Origin of the sequence: Methylorubrum rhodesianum (assembly GCF_014199985.1) — a bacterium.
GTDB lineage: Bacteria > Pseudomonadota > Alphaproteobacteria > Rhizobiales > Beijerinckiaceae > Methylobacterium > Methylobacterium rhodesianum.
The window spans coordinates 50,200-70,870 of record NZ_JACHOS010000012.1 but is presented as its reverse complement, the minus strand read 5'-3'; the positions used below and the strand labels follow the sequence as shown (position 1 = coordinate 70,870).

Annotated in this window: 18 protein-coding genes and 1 pseudogene; 13 read left to right on the top strand and 6 right to left on the bottom strand. The window is 69.8% G+C overall.

The window, feature by feature from the left end; translation table 11 throughout:
* Positions 1 to 600: 600 nt before the first annotated feature.
* From HNR01_RS17930 to HNR01_RS17900, 7 genes are all read left to right on the top strand, one after another.
* Complete coding sequence (locus HNR01_RS17930) at positions 601 to 834, top strand: hypothetical protein (RefSeq protein ID WP_003602908.1); 234 nt, start codon at positions 601 to 603, stop codon at positions 832 to 834.
* Between the two features lie 1,107 nt (positions 835 to 1,941).
* Entirely contained in the window at positions 1,942 to 5,229 is a 3,288-nt protein-coding gene (locus HNR01_RS17925; RefSeq protein WP_003602906.1) for a PAS domain-containing protein, read from the top strand.
* A gap of 148 nt (positions 5,230 to 5,377) precedes the next feature.
* A complete protein-coding gene (locus tag HNR01_RS17920) occupies positions 5,378 to 5,797 on the top strand; it encodes a hypothetical protein (protein ID WP_003602905.1) in 420 nt (139 codons plus the stop codon).
* Positions 5,798 to 5,877: 80 nt separating this feature from the next.
* Positions 5,878 to 6,273 carry a FixH family protein gene (locus tag HNR01_RS17915; RefSeq protein ID WP_003602904.1) on the top strand — a complete coding sequence of 132 codons (396 nt, stop codon included), beginning with the start codon at positions 5,878 to 5,880 and terminating at the stop codon, positions 6,271 to 6,273.
* Positions 6,270 to 7,754 (top strand): efflux RND transporter periplasmic adaptor subunit, encoded by a 1,485-nt coding sequence (locus HNR01_RS17910; RefSeq protein WP_003602903.1) that lies wholly within the window; start codon positions 6,270 to 6,272, stop codon positions 7,752 to 7,754. Before HNR01_RS17915 ends, HNR01_RS17910 begins: the two co-directional genes overlap by 4 nt.
* Entirely contained in the window at positions 7,751 to 10,924 is a 3,174-nt protein-coding gene (locus tag HNR01_RS17905) for an efflux RND transporter permease subunit (RefSeq protein ID WP_003602902.1), read from the top strand. Before HNR01_RS17910 ends, HNR01_RS17905 begins: the two co-directional genes overlap by 4 nt.
* Before the next feature lie 19 nt (positions 10,925 to 10,943).
* Positions 10,944 to 11,420, top strand: coding sequence for a DUF411 domain-containing protein (locus HNR01_RS17900; protein ID WP_026105495.1), 477 nt, complete (start codon positions 10,944 to 10,946; stop codon positions 11,418 to 11,420).
* Between the two features lie 13 nt (positions 11,421 to 11,433).
* Here HNR01_RS17900 and HNR01_RS17895 read toward each other — a convergent pair whose 3' ends face one another.
* Entirely contained in the window at positions 11,434 to 12,174 is a 741-nt protein-coding gene (locus HNR01_RS17895; protein ID WP_003602898.1) for an NYN domain-containing protein, read from the bottom strand.
* 272 nt (positions 12,175 to 12,446) lie between these two features.
* On the opposite strand from HNR01_RS17895, the gene HNR01_RS17890 reads away from it, so the two are divergent.
* On the top strand, positions 12,447 to 12,635 hold the full coding sequence (locus tag HNR01_RS17890; RefSeq protein ID WP_231343946.1) for a hypothetical protein: 189 nt from the start codon (positions 12,447 to 12,449) through the stop codon (positions 12,633 to 12,635).
* 18 nt (positions 12,636 to 12,653) lie between these two features.
* Here the strand turns inward: HNR01_RS17890 and HNR01_RS17885 are convergent, their stop codons facing one another.
* Positions 12,654 to 13,055: a MerR family transcriptional regulator gene (locus HNR01_RS17885; protein WP_003602894.1), complete on the bottom strand. Its 402-nt coding sequence runs from the start codon at positions 13,053 to 13,055 to the stop codon at positions 12,654 to 12,656.
* A 100-nt stretch (positions 13,056 to 13,155) separates the two neighbouring features.
* Between HNR01_RS17885 and HNR01_RS17880 the strand changes: the two genes are divergently transcribed.
* The 4 genes from HNR01_RS17880 (at position 13,156) to HNR01_RS17865 (ending at position 17,778) form a co-directional block, all read left to right on the top strand.
* Positions 13,156 to 15,351, top strand: a complete 2,196-nt coding sequence (locus HNR01_RS17880; protein ID WP_012455882.1) for a heavy metal translocating P-type ATPase — start codon at positions 13,156 to 13,158, stop codon at positions 15,349 to 15,351.
* Entirely contained in the window at positions 15,351 to 15,863 is a 513-nt protein-coding gene (gene lspA / locus HNR01_RS17875) for a signal peptidase II (RefSeq protein ID WP_012455883.1), read from the top strand. Before HNR01_RS17880 ends, lspA begins: the two co-directional genes overlap by 1 nt.
* An 88-nt stretch (positions 15,864 to 15,951) precedes the next feature.
* Positions 15,952 to 17,019, top strand: a complete 1,068-nt coding sequence (locus HNR01_RS17870) for a L,D-transpeptidase family protein (RefSeq protein WP_012455884.1) — start codon at positions 15,952 to 15,954, stop codon at positions 17,017 to 17,019.
* A 36-nt stretch (positions 17,020 to 17,055) separates the two neighbouring features.
* Positions 17,056 to 17,778, top strand: a complete 723-nt coding sequence (locus HNR01_RS17865; protein WP_003596964.1) for a cytochrome c biogenesis CcdA family protein — start codon at positions 17,056 to 17,058, stop codon at positions 17,776 to 17,778.
* A 127-nt stretch (positions 17,779 to 17,905) separates the two neighbouring features.
* Here the strand turns inward: HNR01_RS17865 and HNR01_RS17860 are convergent, their stop codons facing one another.
* Positions 17,906 to 18,229 (bottom strand): YnfA family protein, encoded by a 324-nt coding sequence (locus tag HNR01_RS17860; protein WP_003596966.1) that lies wholly within the window; start codon positions 18,227 to 18,229, stop codon positions 17,906 to 17,908.
* A 90-nt stretch (positions 18,230 to 18,319) separates the two neighbouring features.
* Complete coding sequence (locus HNR01_RS28265; RefSeq protein ID WP_158022301.1) at positions 18,320 to 18,532, bottom strand: efflux RND transporter permease subunit; 213 nt, start codon at positions 18,530 to 18,532, stop codon at positions 18,320 to 18,322.
* Between the two features lie 35 nt (positions 18,533 to 18,567).
* Here HNR01_RS28265 and HNR01_RS28260 point away from each other — a divergent pair, with 35 nt between their 5' ends.
* Positions 18,568 to 18,750 (top strand): hypothetical protein, encoded by a 183-nt coding sequence (locus HNR01_RS28260; protein WP_017484334.1) that lies wholly within the window; start codon positions 18,568 to 18,570, stop codon positions 18,748 to 18,750.
* Here the strand turns inward: HNR01_RS28260 and HNR01_RS28255 are convergent.
* Positions 18,675 to 19,238: pseudogene (locus HNR01_RS28255) on the bottom strand (efflux RND transporter permease subunit); the annotation flags it as partial. The gene HNR01_RS28260 and the pseudogene HNR01_RS28255 sit on opposite strands and share 76 nt — an antisense overlap.
* A 12-nt stretch (positions 19,239 to 19,250) precedes the next feature.
* A complete protein-coding gene (locus HNR01_RS17840) occupies positions 19,251 to 20,615 on the bottom strand; it encodes an efflux RND transporter periplasmic adaptor subunit (protein ID WP_003596971.1) in 1,365 nt (454 codons plus the stop codon).
* Positions 20,616 to 20,671: the final 56 nt, after the last annotated feature.

The window sequence follows — 20,671 nt, the reverse complement described above, 5'->3', positions numbered from 1 at the left end:
CCGGGGGGGGCGGGCCGTGCGCGTTGTGGTGGGGGGCGCCCCCCCCCCCCCGCCCCCCGCCCCCCCCCCCCCCCCCGGGGGGGGGGGGGGGGGGGGGGGGAGAAGTCGCAAGATTATCCCGGGCAACCTAACAGGGCGCCGCCGCTTGCGGCAATGGCACAGGCTCCAAGCCATTGTGCCGCAGTCCCGACGACCGCGCCCCGATGCTTTGCGGGTGGCGGACCAGCATCCCAGGCGCCGTTGCCGGGGGTCCCTCTGGACGACGGCCTCGGCGAGGTTCGGCGCACGCTGGCGGCCACCAGCACCGCGAGCTCGATCACGCGCACGGCGTCGAGGACCGACATCAACACGACCGCACGGTGGTGCGCGAGTGTCACCGCCACGGCGACGCCCGCAAGCGCGCCATCGTGGAGGAGCACGGCCACCGTGTAGCGGAACGTCGACCCGGGGCCGGGACGGCGGCATCGGCGGGCGGCCCAGTCCCACGCTCCTCGAAAGGTCGGCGAACCCAGCGTGACGGTTGCCTGAACGGCGGTTTCAGAACGCATTCAACGGCGGCGGCGCAACCTGCCGTTATACGAATCCCCGGAGGATACAGCGATGCGGCGACACCTTGCAGGCTTGATGGCCGCGGCCATCGTCATCGCGCCGGCCGCGGCCTCGGCCCAATATTACGAGCGCGGCTATGGCGAACGGCGGCCGCACGATCATGTCGAGGTCTACCGTCACGGCGACCATGACGACGTCGTAGTCCGGCACCATCACACGCGCCGCGACGAATACGAGCCGCGCCGGTTCGAGCGGCACCATCACCACCACGACTTCGACGACTGAGGTCGCAGGCCGGAATTGGGGGCGGCGCATGGGGAGTAACGTGCGCGGGAGGCTTCGCGGGCGCGTACCCGATGCCCGCGGCCAGGCGCGAAAACCCGCGAGTTCGGGTAGCATCCGCATGTCCGCACCGCCTGCTTGGACGGGCCGCCCGGAGAACTCCTATCTCCTGCCGGGCATTTCGTGCCTGTACCCGTGCGCATGCCAGTCGTTGTCCGCGTGCGCGGGCTTGCCGTCGGGCACCTTCTCCCCCGCCGGAGCGCGAGCCGTTGCGGTGGGTTGGTCCGCCGGACACGGCTCCGGTGTTCAGGACCGTTCGCTTGAAGTTCGGGACGTTGCCATGCACGTCCAAGATGAAGGCAGGATCCTCGGCGGCCTCCTGCATCCCGGGGGAGAGCAGCCGCGACCGTCCGCTTCAACTGTCCGCCATCCGGCGGCAACCGCATCGGTCAATTCGAACAACGAGGTAACCACGCCGTTAGTGGCTGGATCGCTGGGTCCGCGACGAGATGTGTCCGCGACCGGACACCCGGCCGAGGAAGGTGGACATCGGCCGGCAATTCGCCCTCCGGGCCGGTCGCCAGGGCGACGCGCACTTACGAGTGTAGCGCGCGCCAACTCGGTGGTTCTCCAGCACGCGTCGGGGGGCGGCCAGGCGCACTGTCGCCAGCACCTGGTCGCCGCCCGTATGCGGCATCCCGAAAGGGAGCTTCGAAGCTGCGGAGTTCGAGCCTGACCTGAGTGGCCTGCCGCGTTCCGAGACGGGGCCGCCATAGGTCGGGGACGGACGGCGCAAGCTCCGTCGGAACGCCGGGTGGGACAAAACGGGAGACATCCCGACCAGCCAAACGTGTTAAGCCGCTGCCATGCCCGCCAAGCGCTCGCGTCATACCTCCCTGGTCGTGCCCGTCGCCGGATGGTCGAAAAGCCAAGCCACCCAAAGTAAGCACACCTCGGCCAGCGAGTTCACCCGCGCTTCGATGCGCGTGAAAGCCCGGCACGAGGCTCACACGGTAGGTCAGGTCCCGTGGTCGACACGGTCTCCGCTAGCGCAAGGGCAAGCCTGATCCGATGACCCAGGCTCCGGGCTTCCTGGCAGGAGGGGGCAACATGGGCGCGCGGATGCGCGCCCACGATTGGGCGTCGACGTTCCTCGGGCCGGCGGACCGGTGGCCGCAAGCCTTCGTGACGCTGTTGCGAGTGATGCTCAGCTCGCGCCAGCCGATGTTCCTGTGCTGGGGTCCCGAGCGTACGCTCGTCTACAACGACGCCTACGCCCCCATGCTCGGCGCCCGGCATCCCGATGCCCTCGGTCGCCCGTTCTTCGATGTCTGGCCCGAGGTCCGCATCGAGGTCGGGGTCCTGATGGATCGGGTGTATGCCGGCGACCCGGTGCACATGGACGACCTCCAGCTCACCTTGCACAGGAACGGCTACCCCGAGGAAACGCACTTCTCGTTCTCCTACACGCCCGTCCCGGACGACAGAAACACGGTCGCGGGGCTGTTCTGTGCCTGTACCGAGATCACCAAGCAGGTCCTGGCCGAGCGCCGCCTGTCGGCCGAGCGCGAGCGCTTCGCCAGCCTCTTCGAGCAGACCCCGACGTTCATGACCGTGCTGCGCGGCAGGGAGCATCGGTTCGAACTGGCCAATCCCCGCTACCTGAAGCTCGTCGGCCACCGGGACGTCGTAGGCAGGACGGTCGCGGAAGCCCTGCCCGACGCGGTCGAGCAAGGGTTCCTGGAAATTCTCGACCAGGTCTACGACAGCGGCGTGCCGCAGACGTTCCATGGCATCCGCTACGCCGTGCAGGCGGTGCCGGGCGGCCCGCATGACGAGCGCTTCGTCGACGTCGTCTACCAACCGATCCGGGATGTCGACGGTACGGTCGGGGGTATCTTCATCGAGGGCGCGGACGTCACCGACCGTGCGCGGGCGGAGACGCGGCGCGAGGCGCTGGTGCGGATCACCGACCGGTTCAATGAGCTCACGAGGGCGGACGACATCGCTTTCGCGGCCTCGCAGGTCCTCGGCGAGACGTTGGCGGTCAGCCGTGTGGGATACGGCACCATCGACCCCGACGCCGAGACGCTCCACGTCGAGCGCGACTGGAACGCACCGGGCGTCGAGACCCTCGCCGGCGTCGTGCCGCTGCGGACCTACGGGTCGTTCATCGACAGCCTGAAGCGCGGCGAGTTCGTCAGCATCGCGGACGTCGAGCGCGACGATAGGACGGCGGGCGCGGCGGAGGCCTCGAAGGGGCGCGGCGCGCACGCCTTCGTCAACGTGCCGGTGCTCGAACAGGGTCGGCTCGTGGCCGCCCTCTTCGTCAACCATGCCGAGGTGCGGGACTGGGCGCCGGACGACCTGGCCTTCATCCGGGAAGTCGCGGGCAGGACCCGCATCGCGGTTGAGCGGAGCCGTGTCGAGACGGCCTTGCGCGACCTCAACGCCGACCTCGAACGGCAGGTCGCCGAACGGTCACGCGAGTTGAGCCGGACTTGGCAGGTCTCCACGGACCTCCTGGGCATCGCCGACGACGCCGGATTCTTCGTCCGGACCAACCCGGCCTGGAAGTCGCTGCTGGGCTGGAGCGATGCGGAGGCCGCACGCATCCCCTTCGTCGAGCTGGTCCACCCCGACGACGTCAGGGCCACCCACGCCGCGCTGGATCGGCTACGGGCCGGGGAGGCGGTCCTCCGCTTCGAGAACCGCTGCCGCACCACCGCCGGTGGGTACCGCTGGCTAGCCTGGGTCGCGGTCCCCGAGGGCGGGCAATTCTACTGCAGCGCGCGGGACGTGACGGAGGAGAGGGAGCATGCCGCGACCCTCGCCGAGCGTACCGCCGAGCGCGACCGGCTCTGGAACCTGTCCGAGGACATGCTGGCCCGCGCCAACTACCAGGGGACGATGTCGGCGGTGAGTCCTGCCTGGACCCAGGTGCTAGGCTGGTCCGAGGCCGAGCTCCTGTCGCGGCCCTACGCGACCTTCATGCATCCCGACGACACGGACCAGACGCTTGCGGCCCTCGTCCGGATGGGCGACACGAAGCGGCCAACCCGGTTCGAGAACCGCATCGCCGCGAGCGACGGGTCGTGGAAGTCCATCGAATGGACCGTGGCGCCCGAGCCGGACGGGCTGCACTTCATCGCCGTCGGTCGCGACCTGAGCGTGGCGAAGGCGCGCGAGGCGGAACTCGCGGCGGCTCAGGAAGCCCTGAGGCAATCGCAGAAGATGGAGGCGGTCGGACAGTTGACCGGCGGCTTGGCGCACGACTTCAACAACCTGCTCGCCGGCATCTCCGGCTCGCTGGAACTGATGCAGACCCGGATGCAACAGGGACGGCTCAGCGATGTCGACCGCTACATGGCGGCCGCGCAGGGCGCCTCGAAGCGCGCGGCCGCCCTGACCCACCGCCTGCTCGCCTTCTCGCGCCGCCAGACCCTGGCCCCCAAGCCCACCGACGTGAACCGCCTCGTCTCCGGCATGCAGGAATTGATCCAGCGTACGGTCGGCCCGGCCATTCCCGTGGAGGTCGTCGGCGCATCCGGGCTGTGGCCTGCGCTGGTGGACCCACCGCAGCTTGAGAACGCGCTGCTCAACCTGTGCATCAACGCGCGTGACGCGATGCCGGACGGCGGGCGCATCACGGTCGAGACCGCCAACAAATGGCTCGACGAGCGGGCCGCACGCCAGCATGACATGCCCGAGGGGCAGTACCTCTCCCTCTGCGTCACCGACACCGGTACCGGCATGCCGCCGGACGTCGTCGCGCGGGTGTTCGAGCCGTTCTTCACCACCAAGCCGCTGGGCGAGGGCACTGGACTCGGCCTCTCGATGATCTACGGCTTCGCCCAGCAGTCCGGCGGGCAGGTGCGTATCTACTCGGAAGTCGGCAGGGGCACGACCGTGTGCGTCTACCTTCCGCGCCACTACGGCGAGATCGCCGAGGACACGGGTGACGAAGTCGCGACGACGCTACCCCGCTCCGAGCAGGGCGAGACCGTCCTCGTCGTGGACGACGAGCCGACGGTCCGCATGCTGGTCAACGACATCCTGGAGGATCTCGGCTACACCGCCATCGAGGCCGCCGACAGCGCCGCGGGCCTCAAGGTGCTGCAGTCGGACGTCCGTATCGACCTTCTGGTGACGGACGTGGGGCTGCCAGGCGGCATGAACGGCCGGCAGATGGCCGATGCCGGCCGCGTCACCCGTCCCGACCTCAAGGTGCTGTTCATCACCGGATACGCCGAGAATTCCATTCTCGGGAACGGCCATCTCGCACCGGGCATGGCGGTCCTGACCAAGCCCTTCGCCGTCGACACGATGTCTGCCCGCATCCGCTCCATGATCGAGGCGTCGGATGCAGGGCCGCTCGGGCGACGCCTGGTTCCCTAGGGCCTGACCCGGGACGACCGTAAGTCAGGCTGCCATCCTGGGCTTGACCTTCCCACCGTGGAAAGCCTTATCCAGGCCACCTGCAGGTCGCTGCGCGCGGGAAACCGGGAGGCTTCATGCGCGCCCTGAAAACTGGCATCCTCGATTCGTGACGTTTTGGCTCGCCCTTCGGCGGCTGCTCCCGCTCATGGCGGTTGTCAGCCTCGCCCTGACGCCGGTGACCGCTTCCGCGGCCGCCGTGGGCATGCGCGCCTCCATGACGGCGCAGGCGCAAGGGTCCCGCGAGGCCATGCCCGGCATGGGCCATGAAGCGATGGGAGGGACCGACATGGCCGGCATGGCCATGGACGACATGCGCTGCTGCCCGCCCGAGAAGCCACTGAACCCGGACTGCGCCAAGGCGGGTTGCCCCCTAAAGGCGCTCTGTAACGCCGGCGTCGCCTCGCTCCTGCCGACCGCGGTCCCCATCCCGAGGCCGGGGGCGACGTGCGCCGCGCCGGCTTGGCCCGAAGCGGCCTCGTTCGCCAGCGTGCACGGCCCCCCGCCGCCAGAGCCTCCCAGAGCCTGACCCGATGCCGCCGGCGCCTGCGCCGGCACGGTGACGCGCGTCCGCGCGTGGCCATCCATCGCATTCAGGAGACGACAAACGTGACCCGGAAATCCTTCTCGCGCGCCCTCTGGGCTGCGCTGTTCGCTGCCGCCCTGACGGGGCCAGCCGTCGCCGACATCAAGGACTACGCGTTCGAGCTCGTGCAGCGTGAGGCGAAGGTCGGCGAGGCCGTCCTGTCCGTCCGCCTCGTCGACAGGCGCACCGGCAAGCCGGTGACCGACGCCGTGATCTTCGCCAAGCGCATCGACATGGCCCCCGACAGCATGGAGGAGATGGTCTCGAAGATCGAGCAGGTCCCCTCGACCGAGCCGGGCGTCTACCGCTTCAGGGCGAAGCTCTCGATGGCGGGAGGCTGGCGCCTGTCGCTCGGGGCCAAGGTCCAGGGCGAGACGGGCACAGTCGAGAACAAGCTCGTCTTCCAGGCCGTCAAATGAGCCGGGCGGGCTGGACGGCCGGTGCCCTCGCCGCGCTGGTGGCAGGGAGCGCCGGCTACGTCGCCGGGCACGGTGGCAATCCCGTGCCGGCGCTCGTCGAGCGCGCGCGGAGCCGGCTCGCCCACCGCCCCCCCGGCGAGCCGGCTCCGGTCACCCCGTCCCCCGCGAAGGCGACCGGGCCGGTCGTCTACTATCGGGACCCGGACGGGAAGCCGGCCTACTCGCTCGCGCCGATGCTGACCGCCGACGGGCGCGTCTTCCGGGCCGTGCGTGCCAGCGAGGACGTGCGATTCGATGACCCGGAGGACGGCGAGGCCATGCCCGCCGACAGGGCCGCGAACGGCATTTCGGGGCAGGGTGCGGCGACGTCCGACGCCCGGCAAGTGCTGTACTACCGCAACCCGATGGGCTTGGCCGACACCTCGCCTGTGCCGAAGAAGGATTCGATGGGGATGGACTACATCCCCGTCTACGCGGGCGAGGACGAGGGCGGCGTCGTGAAGGTGGCGCCGGGCAAGGTCCAGCGCACGGGCGTGCGGACCGAGCTCGCGGAGCGCCGCGTCCTGTCTCTGCCGGTGCGGGCGCCGGGCAGCGTCGAGGAGGACGAGCGCCGCATCTCCGTCATCGCCATGCGCACGGACGCCTTCATCGAGAAGGTCGAGCCGGTCACCACCGGCGACCACGTCCACAAGGGGCAGCCGCTGCTGCGCCTGTTCGCGCCCGAGATCAATGCGGTCGCGGCCCAGTACCTGACCTCCATCGGCTACGAGGGGGGCCGCCGGCGGCTGGAGAACCTTGCCATCCCGCCGGAGGTCATCGACGAGATCGAGCGCACCCATAAGGTACCACCCTCCATCACCTGGTCCTCGCCCCGGGACGGCGTCGTGGTCGAGCGCAACGTCTCGGACGGGATGAAGGCCAAGTCCGGTGACGTCCTGTTCCGCATCGTCGACCACACGCGCGTCTGGGTGCTGGCCGACGTGACCGAGCGCGACCTCGCCGGGGTGGCGGAGGGACAGAGGGCGACGGTGCGGGTGCGGGCCTTCCCGGACCGGACCTTCACCGGGACGGTGACCCGGATCTACCCCCACCTCAACATGGAGACCCGGACCGCCCGCCTGCGCGTCGAGCTGCCGAACCCCGACGGCGCCCTGCGCCCGTCGATGTACGCGGACGTCGAGATCGCGACAGGCGACGCCAAGCCAGTGGTGGCGGTGCCCGACGACGCGGTCATCGACACCGGCGAGCGCCAGGTCGTGCTGCTCGACCACGGCGAGGGGCGCTTCGAGCCGAAGCCGGTGACGGTCGGCCTCCGCGGCCGGGGCTACGTCGAGATCCGCGAGGGGGTCACGGCCGGTGACCGCGTGGTTACCGCGGCGAACTTCCTGATTGACGCCGAGAGCAACCTGAAGGCGGCGCTGCAGGGCATGACCGCGCCCAAGGATGACCAGCAGGCGGCGAGCGCGGGAGGCACGCCGTGATCGCCCGCCTGATCGGCTGGTCGGCCCGCAACCTCGTCCTGGTGCTGATCGGGACCGTGTTCGCGGTGGCGACCGGCGTCCTGGCGCTCAAGACCCTGCCGCTCGACGCCATCCCCGACCTCTCGGACGTGCAGGCCATCGTCTACACCGAATACCCCGGGCAAAGTCCGACGACCGTCGAGGACGTCGTCACCTTCCCCCTCACGACCGCCATGCTGACGGTTCCGAAGGCGAAGGTGGTGCGCGGCTTCTCGTTCTTCGGGGTGTCCTTCGTCTACGTCATCTTCGAGGACGGCACCGACCCGTACTGGGCGCGCTCGCGCGTGCTGGAGTTCCTCAACGGTGCGGCGAGCCGCCTGCCGGTCGGCGTGACGCCGACCCTCGGACCCGACGCGACCGGTGTGGGCTGGGTCTACCAGTACGTCGTCGTCGCGAAGGAACGGACGCTCGCCGAGCTTCGGTCGCTGCAGGATTGGGTCATCCGGTTCGGGGCCTCGCGCGCGGAGGGCGTGGCCGAGGTCGCGGGCGTCGGCGGGTTCGTGAAGCAGTACAACGTCGTCGTGGACCCGAACCGGCTGCGCGCGCAGGGCATCAGCCTCAACAAGCTCCGGGACGCCATCCGGTCGAGCAACGCCGACGTCGGCGGGCGCACGGTCGAGCTGTCCGAGTTCGAGTTCATGGTGCGCGGGCGCGGTTACCTGAAGAGCGTCGCCGATATCGAGAACATCGTGCTCAAGACCGTGGGCGGCACGCCGCTGCGGCTCCGGGACGTCGCCCGGGTCGAGCTCGGGCCGGACGAGCGCCGCGGCATCACCGAGATGAACGGCGAGGGCGAGGTCGCCGGCGGCATCGTCCTGCAGCGCTTCGGCGCCAACGCACTCAACGTCATCGAGGGCGTCAAGGCGAAGCTCGCAGAGGTCGCGAAAAGCCTGCCGGCCGGCACCGAGATCCTGCCGGTCTACGACCGCTCGCAGCTCATCGACGCGGCCATCGACACCCTGCGCCACACGCTGGTCGAGGAGAGCATCGTCGTCTCTCTCGTCTGCATCGTGTTCCTGCTGCACGTGCGCAGCGCGCTCGTGGCCATCCTGATGCTGCCGGTCGGCATCCTGATGGCCTTCGCCGGCATGAGGGCGCTCGGAATCGGCGCCAACATCATGAGCCTGGGCGGCATCGCCATCGCGGTCGGCACCATGGTCGACGCCGCCATCGTGATGATCGAGAACGCCCACAAGCACCTGGAGCGGGCGCCCCCGGGCAAGCCGCGGGTCGAGGTCCTCGTCGAGGCCGCTGCGGAGGTCGGGCCGTCCCTGTTCTTCTCGCTCCTCGTCATCACGATGAGCTTCCTGCCGATCTTCACCCTGGAGAGCCAGGAGGGACGGCTGTTCGGGCCGCTCGCCTTCACCAAGACCTTCGCCATGGCGGCGGCGGCGCTCCTCTCGGTCACGCTGGTGCCGGCCCTGATGGTGCTGTTCGTGCGCGGGCGCATCGTCCCGGAGCACCGCAACCCGCTGAACCGGCTCCTCATCTGGCTGTACCTGCCTCTCATCGCCGGCGTTCTGCGAGCCCGACTCCTCACCATCCTGCTCGCCGTCGGCGTACTGGCCGCGACCGCTTGGCCGGCCCGGCAACTCGGATCCGAGTTCATGCCGGAGCTCGACGAAGGCACGCTGCTCTACATGCCGACGACCCTGCCGGGCATCTCGGTGACCAAGGCCGGCGAGCTCCTCGCCACCCAGGACCGCATCATCAAGAGCTTCCCCGAGGTGGCCTCGGTCTACGGCAAGGCTGGGCGCGCCAACACGGCCACCGACCCCGCGCCGATGGAGATGTTCGAGACGGTCATCGCCTTGAAGCCGAAGGCGGAGTGGCGCCCGGGCGTGACGCTCGCGAGCCTCAAGGCGGAGATGGACGCGGCCCTGCAGTTCCCGGGTGTGTCGAATGCCTGGACGCAGCCGATCCGCGCGCGCATCGACATGCTCTCGACGGGCATCCGCACCCCGGTGGGCGTGAAGGTGCTGGGCACCAACCTCAGGGCGATGGAGGGGGTCGCCCGCCAGGTGGAGACGGTGGTGCGGGCCGTGCCGGGCACGTCGAGCGCCTATGCCGAGCGGGTCATCGGGGGCTACTTCCTCGACATCACGCCGGACCGCGAAGCGCTCGGGCGCTACGGCCTGATGGTCGGGGACGTGCAGGACGTCGTCGCGACGGCCCTGGGTGGGCAGTCCGTGACGAACACGGTCGAGGGCCGCGAGCGCTACACCGTCAATGTGCGCTACCCGCGCGCCTTCCGCTCGGACCCAAGGGCCATCGCGACAGAGGTCCAGGTGCCGCTGCCGACCGGCGGCACGGTGCCGCTCGGTGAGGTGGCGAAGGTCGAGCTCACCCGAGGGCCGACCTCGATCCGCACCGAGAACGGGCATCTCGCGGTCTACCTCTTCGTCGACATCGCCGGGCGAGACCTCGGCGGCTACGTCGCCGAGGCGCGCAAGGCGGTGGCAGACGCGGTGCGGCTTCCCCAGGGCACGACCCTGCAGTGGAGCGGACAGTACGAGTACCTGGAGCGTGCGGAGGCGCGCCTCGCGGTCGTGGTGCCGCTGACGCTGCTGATCGTGTTCCTGCTGCTCTACCTGAACTTCCGGCGCCTGACCGAGACACTCATCGTGATGCTGTCGCTGCCTTTTGCCCTGGTCGGCGGGGTGTGGCTGCTCTGGTGGATGGGCTTCAACCTGTCGGTCGCTGTGGCGGTCGGCTTCATCGCCCTGGCTGGCGTCGCTGCCGAGACCGGGGTGATCATGCTGGTCTACCTCGACCACGCCCTCGACGAGGTCCGCGCCCAGTGCGAGCGCGAGGGACGCCCGCTCGCGCGCCCGGACCTGCGCCGGGCCATCATGGTCGGCGCGGTCGAGCGGGTCCGGCCCAAGATGATGACGGTCGTCGCCATCATGGCGGGCCTGCTGCCCATCCTCTGGAGTACCGGTTCAGGCTCCGAGGTCATGCAGCGCATCGCGGTGCCGATGATCGGCGGGATGGTCTCCTCGACCGTGCTGACCCTGGTGGTCATCCCGGCGGTCTACGCCCTGGTGAAGGGGCGGGGCCTGCCCCCGGCCGGCGCGGTCCGCGAGGGGACGGATGGTGAGGCGATGCGGCTGCCGCAGGCGGCCGAGTGAGAGCGAACGGTAGATGACGATGAGGAGCGATGCGATGCCATCCAGACGTACCGTGCTCGTGGGTTTGGCGGTGGGGCTGATGCTTGGACGGGGCGCCTTGGCGGAGGGGCCGCCGATGGTCGCGGTGACCAAGGACCCGAGCTGCGGCTGCTGCGAGAGATGGGTCACCCACCTGCGCGAGGCCGGCTTCACCGTCACCGTGACCGAGGGCCCGGTGAACCCGCTCAAGATCCGCCTGGGGGTGCCTCGCGAGCTTGCCTCCTGCCACACCGCCCAGGTCGGCGGCTACGTGATCGAGGGGCACGTCCCGGCCGGGGCGATCAAGCGGCTCCTCGCGGAGCGACCCGAGGGAATGGGTCTGGCCGTGCCAGGCATGCCGGTCGGTTCGCCCGGCATGGAGGTCGAGGACATGCAGCCTGATACCTACGACGTCGTCCTGTTTGGGAAGGACGGTCGGTCGACGTTCGCGCGGTACCGCGGCGGGGAACTAACCTGAGGCCACGGCGGATTCAGCGCTCGGGCATCGCCGCCGCCGGCGCGGCCGCCTTCGCCCCCGACTTGGGCGCGGGCTTCGGACGCTGGTCCCACATCACGTAGCCGGCCGGCGGGTCGTACTCGTGCGGGCGCATGACGGAGGCCTGCCCCTCCGCGGTGACGAGCCCCGGGAACAGCGCCCTCTCGATATGCTCCCGGTTAAGCGCGATCTTGTGCGGGGTGTGCGACAGGATGTGCTGCGAGTGGGTCCGGCCCGGGGGGCTGACGCTGACGAGCTTCTTGCCGGGAAAGCGCTTGGCGAACAGCTTGGCTGTCGCCGCCTGGTCCGTATCGGCGGTCAGGAGATATGCAGTATCCATGACGTCCTGTACTGCGTCGTCATAGACGCTAAGCGCGAGATTGATGTCCGTCGCCTTCTCGGTCGGCTTCTGCCAAGTGGAGCCACAGTCCCGGCACTTGGCGTCTTCATGGCTGAAGTGGCCGAGGACGGTCTCAACGCCGACCAGTTTGAGGGCGCGGACCAGGCGCTCGTGGCGGATTTTCTTGCTGTGATCGCCCGGGTAATAGGCCGTGCAGAACACGACGCGAACGAGCTCCTCCGACTGGCGCGAGATGATCGACTCCCCCAGCTTCCAGAAGTTGCACCACTTCAGAAAGGGCTCTCCTAAATCATTGACGGAATGATACAAATTGAAGCCATCGATGTAGAGTGCAGCCCGGATCCTGGATTTTCCCGCTTGACTATCCAGCTCCATGCACTCATATCCGATCCGTCAACGCTGAACGGTGCGCCGTCAGCAACCCATGGGTTCCGGCCCGTGTGAAGCCCACAGGTTCCAACCTGTGGGCTTCTTGGTTTCCGAGGCTGTTCTATCCTGAGTTCGCCTCGCGTAGTACTGTCTTTTTGTCTCTCGCGAGTTGACCGCGCCGGCCCTTCGGGCTTTGGCCGCCGGCATGTTATCCCCGGGCCTCTTAAGGTCGCGGTGGCAAGCCTGCGATGCTCGTCGGGCGGAACGGGGCGGTTCGCGTGGAACGCCATTCCTGGGGCCAGAGGAACGCGGGCCGCCGCCGTCGCATCAGGCCGCACGTCCGGACCGCCGCGCGCCGAGCCTTCGTCGCGATCACGGTCGCTGTCCTCGCCGTCGCGTGCTGCGGGTTCGCGGCCAAGGGGCTGTTCGAGAGCCGAGTGCTGATGATGCCCTACGTCGCTCGCTGACCCCCGCGCCCAGATCGCTCACGCGGGTTCACCCAACGGCGATAGCGCCTCGATGATGCGGCAGTCGGAGACCGACCCGCAGCCGCACTGGCCGATGACCTCGCGGAGTTCCGAGGCGAGCCGGGTCAGGTCGGCCAGCTTGCGCTCCACGTGGGCGAGATGGGCGCGGGCGATGGTGTCGACCTCGCCGCAGGAGCGATCCCGGTCGTCCGCCAAGGCGAGCAGGTCCCGGATCTGCTCCACGGTGAAGCCGAGGGCGCGACCGCGGCGGATGAAGCTCAGCCGGCGCAGGTGTTCGGGCCCGTAGAGCCGGTAGTTGCCGCTCGACCGCGCCGGCGGGGGCAGCAACCCGACCTTCTCGTACCACCGGACCGTTTCGACACGGGTCTGCGTGGCCTCCGCGAGGCTGCCGATGGTCATGGAAGAAGCGCTCCGCACGGCCTTGACCCTGTAGTGACTACAGGGTGCATGTAGGGGGCCTTCCCAGTCCGGACCAGGAGCCCGGCGAACGGAGCGCACCATGAGCCAGGCCGCCGGCGCGGACCGCACATCCTTCCCCACGAACGGTCCGCAGGCCCTGCGCTACAGGGTCAAGGGCATGGACTGCCCGACCTGCGCCGGGAAGATCGAGACCGCCGTCTCCCGGCTGCCGGGCGTCGCGGACGTGCGCGTGAACTACGGCAGCCAAGTCCTCGACCTCGCGCTCGATGAGGCTGCGACGCCGAGGACCGAATTGGAGGGGCGTATCGAGCGCCTGGGCTACGGCGTCGCGCTGCTCCCCACGGCCGCGGACTTAGCCATGGCCCAAGCCTCGGGCGGCGCCCCGCCCGCCGGGACCGCGGAGGAGCCTGAGCCGCCGCTCTGGCGGAGCCGGAAGGCGCGGCTGGGCATCCTGATCGGCGCCCTGTTCGCCGCCGGCTTCCTGGTCGAGCGGATCGCGCCGGGCCTGGCGGGCGAGTACGCCTACTGGCCAGGGGCGCTCGTCGGGCTCGCCTATTACGGCCGCCGCGCGGCCGTGGCGGCGTTGGCCGGCACGCCCTTCTCCATCGAGATGCTGATGTCGGTCGCCACCGCGGGGGCGCTCGCCATCCACGCCGCCGAGGAGGCCGCCATCGTCGTGCTGCTCTTCACGGTCGGCGAGATGCTGGAGGTCGTGGCGGCGGGCCGGGCGCGTGCCGGCATCAAGGCGCTCGCCGCCCTGGTGCCGAAGACCGCCCGCCTCGTCGACGAGGCCAATGGCACCATCCGCGAGGTGGCCGCTGCGTCGCTGGCCATCGGGCAAGTCGTGGTCGTGAGGCCGGGCGACCGTGTGCCTGCCGACGGGGTGATCACCGACGGCGCGTCGAGCCTGGACGAGTCCCCCATCACTGGCGAATCGGTCCCGAAGCCCAAGGAGGTCGGCGACCCGGTCTACGCCGGCAGCGTCAACGCCGATGGCGCGCTCCAGGTCCGGGTCACAAAGACGGCGGCCGACAACACAGTCGCCCGCATCCTGCACCTCGTCGAGGAGGCGCAGGCGTCGAAGTCGCCCACGGCGCGCTTCATCGACCGGTTCAGCGCGGTCTACACGCCCATCGCGTTCGCGTTCGCGGCCGCCGTTGCGGTCGTGCCGCCGCTGCTCGGCGCCGATTGGGGCACCTGGATCTACCGGGGCCTGGCGCTCCTCCTCATCGCCTGCCCCTGCGCGCTGGTGCTCTCGACCCCCGCGGCCATCGCCTCCGGACTGGCCGCCGGTGCGCGACGCGGGCTGCTCGTCAAGGGCGGCGCCGCACTGGAGGTCATCGGGCGGGTGCACACGGTCGCGTTCGACAAGACCGGGACGCTGACCGCCGGACGGCCGCGGGTCTCGGACATCCTGGTCTTCGCCCCGGACGCGTCGGAGCGCTCGCTTCTCGGGTTGGCTGCCGCGGTCGAGAGCGGAAGCGGCCACCCCATCGCCCGGGCCATCCTCGACCGGGCGAGCGCGGACGGGGTGCCGCTGCGCCCGACGCGGGACGCCCGCGCCATCCCCGGCAAGGCGGTGTCGGCCACGGTGATGGGTCAGACGGTGCTCGTCGCCTCCCCACGCCACGCCGCCGAGAGCGCGCGGCTCGGCCCCGAGGCCGAGCGCGCGGTCGCGGACCTGGAAGCCGGCGGCAAGACGGTGGTCATCGTCGTCCGCGGCGCCGAGGCCTTGGGCGCCATCTCGGTCCGGGACGAGCCCCGCGCCGACGCGGCGGCCGGCATCTCGGCCCTGCGGAAGCTCGGCGTCCGCAGCGTGATGCTGACCGGCGACAACCGGCGCACGGGCGAGGCGGTCGCGTCCGAACTCGGGCTCGACGTGAAGGCCGAGCTCCTGCCCCAGGACAAGCTCGCCGAGATCGCGGCCCTGAAGGCGGCGGCTCCGGTGGCGATGGTCGGCGACGGCATTAACGACGCGCCGGCGCTCGCCGCCGCCAGCGTCGGCATCGCGATGGGCGGCGGCACCGACGCGGCCCTGGAAACGGCGGACGCGGCGGTGCTGAACGACCGGGTGGGCGACGTGGCGGCGCTGGTCTCCCTCTCTCGGGCGACCCTGGGCAATATCCGCCAGAACGTCGCGATCGCCCTCGGCCTGAAGGCCGTGTTCCTAATGACGACCGTCGCAGGCATCACCGGCCTCTGGCCGGCCATCCTGGCCGACACCGGCGCGACCGTCCTGGTGACGGCCAACGCGCTCCGTCTCCTGAGGGCCTGATGATCTCCCTGTCAGGGTGGGCCGGCCGGGCGGCGACCGTGGCCGGGGTGGCGGGGGCCGCCGCGGCCATAGACCTCGTCGCCAAGGCGGTGGCCGAGGCGTGGCTGGAGGAAGGCGCCGTCAGGGGCGCACTGCCCTTCGTCGACCTGAGCCTGTCATTCAACTACGGCATCAGCTTCAGCCTGTTCCCGGCGCACGACCCGTCCTCCCTGGCACTGCTCCTCGCCATCCAGGGCACGCTCACCTGCCTCGTGGCCGGCTGGGCCCTGGCCGCGGGCGGCGGGCTCGAACGCCTCGGGCTCGCCGCGATAGCGGGCGGGGCCGCCGGCAACTTCGTCGACCGGCTCATGGACGGCGTCGTCACGGACTACCTCGACCTGCACACCGGCGGCATCCGCTGGTTCACCTTCAATTTGGCGGACGTCTGGATCTCGACAGGCGTGGTGCTGCTGCTCCTCGACGGACTTCCCCTGCGGCGGAGGCATCGCAGCGCCGGGGATCCGATCCCGTAAGCGGCCCGCTTCCGCCGAACCGCAGCCACGGCAACCTGTCATCAACCCTTCGAGCCCAGGCTCGGAGGCCGACCTCGGCGAGGCCGACATGCTGAAGACGACAACGCTCGGTCTGGCCCTCCTCCTGGCGCTGTCCGCCTGCCAGGACGGCCAGTACGCGGCCTCGACGCGCCACCTCGCGCCGATCCCGCCGGCGACCCTGGCCCTGATGTCGGCCAAGGGTGTCTCGCCGGCGGATCCGATCCTGATGCGGGCCTACAAGAAGGAGTCCGAGATCGAGCTCTGGAAGCGCGGCACGGACGGCAAGTACGCCCTCCTGAAGACCTACGCGATGTGCCGCTGGTCGGGTCAGCTGGGGCCCAAGACCCGGGAGGGGGACCGGCAGGCGCCGGAGGGCTTCTACGCGGTGACGCCCGCGTCCATGAACCCGAATTCGAGCCTCTATCTCTCGTTCAATCTCGGGTACCCGAACGAGTACGACCGCTCCCTGGGACGCACCGGCGCGCACCTGATGGTGCACGGCTCGTGCTCGTCGCGGGGCTGCTTCGCGATGACGGACGAGGTGATCTCGGAACTCTATGCCGTGGTGCGGGAGGCCTTCGCGGGCGGCCAGCGCGCCGTCCAGTTCCAGTCCTACCCGTTCCGCATGACGCCGGAGAACTTGGCCCGGCATCGCCAGGACCCGAACATCGCGTTCTGGAGGAACCTCAAGGAGGGGTCCGACCGGTTCGAGGTCACGGGGGCCGAGCAGGGCGTCGGCGTCGCCGATGGCCGATACGTGTTCGATGCCGGCGACGAGGCCACCGCTGGCGCGGTCGCGCGGAGGCAGGCGGATGACGAGCGGCAGGTCGCCGCCCTCGTGGCGAGCGGGACGCCCGCCGTCCGGCTGGTGTACGAGGACGGCGGCCAGCACCGGTCGTTCCGAGAGACCATGGTCGCGGCCGGAGGCGGTCTCGGCGAGGTGAGCCGCCCCGAGGCTCTGGCCGCAGGGCCGCGTGAGGTCGCCGTGCCGGCCGCGGGCCCGGTTGCTCTCGCCGGCAAGCGGGAGCCGGTCCGGGGTGCGGCGGCACGCAAGCCGGCGGGGCCCGGCGGGACCGAGGCGGAGCGCCAACGCCTTCTCAAGATCTTCGCCGCGGCCGGGGCCGGTCAGGAGTGACGATCCTGCGTCCATCATTCCGCCGGGGCTGAACCGATGGCCATCGACGCCTCAAGCGTGGGCTTCCTGGCGGCCTTCGCGGCCGGCGCCGTGTCGTTCCTATCGCCCTGCGTGCTGCCCCTCGTTCCGGGCTACGTGTCGTACGTCGCGGGGCAGTCGGCCGCCGGCGAGCGCGACAGCCTGCGCACGCTCGGCCTGAGCCTTTGCTTCGTGCTCGGGTTCACGACCGTCTTCGTCGCGTTCGGCGCGGGGGCGAGCGCGCTCGGCTTCGCCCTGCTCGCCCATCGCGAGGCGCTGAACCTCGCCTCGGGCTTGCTGGTGATCCTGTTCGGCCTGTTCACGGCCGGTCTGCTGCGGCCCGCCTGGCTGCAGCGTGAGCTGCGCTGGCACGGCGATCCGCCGGGTCAGGGGCCCGTCGCCGCCTATCTCCTCGGAACGGCCTTCGCCTTCGGATGGACCCCATGCATCGGTCCCGTCCTCGGTGCCATCCTGGCAGTCACGGCCTCCTCGGCCGCGGGCAAGGGCGTCGCCCTGCTCACCGTCTACTCGCTCGGGCTTGGCGTGCCGTTCGTGGCGGCGGCCCTTTTCCTGTCAGGCTTCGTCGCGCGCCTTCGGACCCTACGCTGGTTCGGTCGTGCGCTTCAGCTCGTCGGCGGGGGCGTGATGGTGGCGATGGGGCTGCTGATGGTGACCGACCGCATGAGCGCCGTGGCTTCCCTCCTCGTGGAGGCCTTCCCCGTGCTTGGGCGGATCGGTTGAGGCATGGTCCTCCGCAGGCGTGCTGTTGAGCATGCGACTGCAGGCTGCCACGAGCGTGAGCCGACCCTTGTTGAAGAACAAGATTCGGCACTATCCTGGGTAAGCCGCGCGCATCGCCGCGAGGGCCTCAGGGGCGTGGGCCGAACAGGATCACCGTCATGCCGACGAGGCAGATCGCACCGCCCGTAACGTCCCATCGGTCCGGACGGTAGCCTTCCGCACCCCATAGCCAGAGGATGGCCGCCACGATGTAGATGCCTCCGTAGGCCGCATAAGCCCTGCCTGCCGCCTCGCTCTCGACTAAGGTAAGCAGGTAGGCGAAGAGCGCAAGCGATGCCATGCCGGGGAGCAACCAGAGGGGTGATCTGTCCAGGCGCAGCCAGGCCCAGAACGCGAAGCATCCAACGATTTCGGCGAGGGCCGCGCCCGCATAGGCGAGGAAGGTCGTCATTTCTGAGTGGTCTCGTTGCTCTTGAAGTCTGTCAAGCTTGCAATGCGAGGTCCGCGATCCTGATAGGACTGCCGCTGGTTCGCGTGGTGCTCACGGATACTGTTCGGCGACCTGCCGGAACAGAGCGGCGCCACCGTCGTCCTCGTCATGGCTGACCGGCGCCGTGGCGCGGGCGCCGCCGAAGCGCGCATAGAGGGCCGGAAGTACGACCAGGGTCAGCATGGTGGCGCTGATCAAGCCGCGGATGAACACGGTCGCGAGCGGCTTCTGGACCTCCGTGCCGGTCCCCGCCGCCAGCGTCACCGGGACGAACCCGAGCGAGGGCAACAAGCGCGGTCATGGCGTCCTTCAGGATGGCGATCAGCGCCGGCACGAAGGTCAGCGACAGGACGAAGGCGGCAACGAGCGCGATGATGACGGTCGGCGCCATCGGCTCGAACATCTTGCCCTCGACCCTGGCCACGCCCGGCACGGTCTTGATCTGCGGCCGGACGATCCATTCCTGGAAGGTCCGCAGGTAGGCGGCCTTCTCCAGCTCCGTCCTCAGCCCCAGTCCCTCAGGTGTCAGGTATCTGTCGTCCGATTGCCAGCCCGGTTCGCCTAAACACGACGCCTTCCACGCGTCGGGCGCCGTGTAGCGCACGGTCCACATGAATATCTCGTCGAGGCCGGTCATGATCGGCCCCATATGAGGCTGGAATTCGGACGGCCGCCCCTCGCGCGCCTCGCCTAGGCGCTCCACCAACTGGCGGCGGGCGAAGTAGACCTTGACCTCGTCGGCGAAGACCGCCGTGACCTGGGAGAAGTCGTTACGCGAACGCAAACGGATGTATTCCGAACCCTTGATGCCGGCGAGCGTGGTCTCGACCGGTCAGGTCACCTGCTTCTCGATATCGAAGGGCGAGAGCGTGGGCGCGACGGTGTTGAACAGCACCTGGTTGCTGTTGATATCGGGCACGAAGTCGAGCCAGCCCTGTCGAACGGGGAAGGCGAGGATACGGGAGATCAGGTCCGGTCGCCCTCAGTCGTCGCCCGCTTCGGATTTGCGGAGCTCGGCCTTGAGGATGAAGGAGTTGGCAACCGCGATGGTGGCGCCCGACTTCAGTCCGGAGACGACCTCGTAGGAATCGTCGTCCGAGCGTCCGAGCTCGACCTCCCGCTTCTCGAAGCCCTCCTCAGTGCGCACGAAAACGACGCGCTCGCCCCCGACCGTCTGCAGGGCGGCCTTCGGGACGTGCACCTCGACCGCGTCGTTCGCGATCTCCACCCCGGCAGTGACGAAGGCGCCGGGGCGCCATGCAAGGTCAGGGTTCGGCAGGGCGACGATGACCCGCGCCGAGCGGGTGTCCGGGTTCAAGAACGGGCTGACGAAGACGACCTTGCCGTCGGCATGGCGGCCGCCGGCCTCATGGGCATGGGTGACAGCTACGGGTGCGCCCTCCCGAACCATGGCGAGCTCGTGTGTCGGCACCGACAGCTCGATCCATACGGTCGAGAGGTCGGCGACGGTGTAGATGTCGGCGGGGTCGCCCTTGCCGCCGACCGTCGTCCCGACCTCGACCTTGCGCTCGACGACCCGGCCGGCGAGCGACGAGCGGAGCTCGTACCGGCGCAGGGTGGATTGGTTCAGGGTGGCACCTTCTCGTTTCTGTGCGGCTGCGACATCGGTCGCGCTCAGCCCGAGGGCGGACAGCTTCTGGCTGGCGAGGTCGACGCGCAAGGTGGCTTCCGTGTAGGTTGCCCTGGTCCGCAGGTAGACCTGCTCCGACGAGATGCGCTTGTCCCAGAGCGCCTGCTGCCGGTCGAAGTTGGTCTTCTCCAGCTCGGCGCGTACCGAGGCGATGAGGTACTCGCTCTTGGCGTCGGCGACGTCACGGCTTTCGAGGACGGCGACGATCTCGTCCTTGGCAACCCGGTCGCCGAGGCGCTTGCGCATCTCCGTGACGGTACCCACGACCCGGGCCGGGACGCGCGCGATCCGGTCGGTGTCGGGGGTGATGGCGCCGGGTACCAGGAGGTGCCGGGCGAGCGTGCCGCCCTCGACTTTCACGACCGAGATGTTGAGCGCCGCCACCTCCTCGGGTCCCATCCGGATTGCGCCCTTCTCGGGGTGCTCCTCGCCCGGCTCGTACCCGTGCTTCCCGATCTCGTGGCCGTTCGTGGCCTTGGGGGTTCCCGGCTTCTTGACGTCGTCATCTCCGTCGGGCGGCGTCCCAGCCTTCGAGGGTTCGTGGTTGGCGGTGATGGGTGGCACGGTGATGGTGAACAGGTCTTTCGGCAGCCCGGCGGCGGCCAGATTGTCCCTGACGAAGCGGGCGACGGCGGGGACGGCTGCGCCTATGGCGATGCCGGTGGCCAGGAGGACCGCGAACAGGAGGAGGCGCATGGGGGCCGCTCGACAAGGACGCCGGACGGCCTGCTTGGGCGGTCACGGTCGTTCCC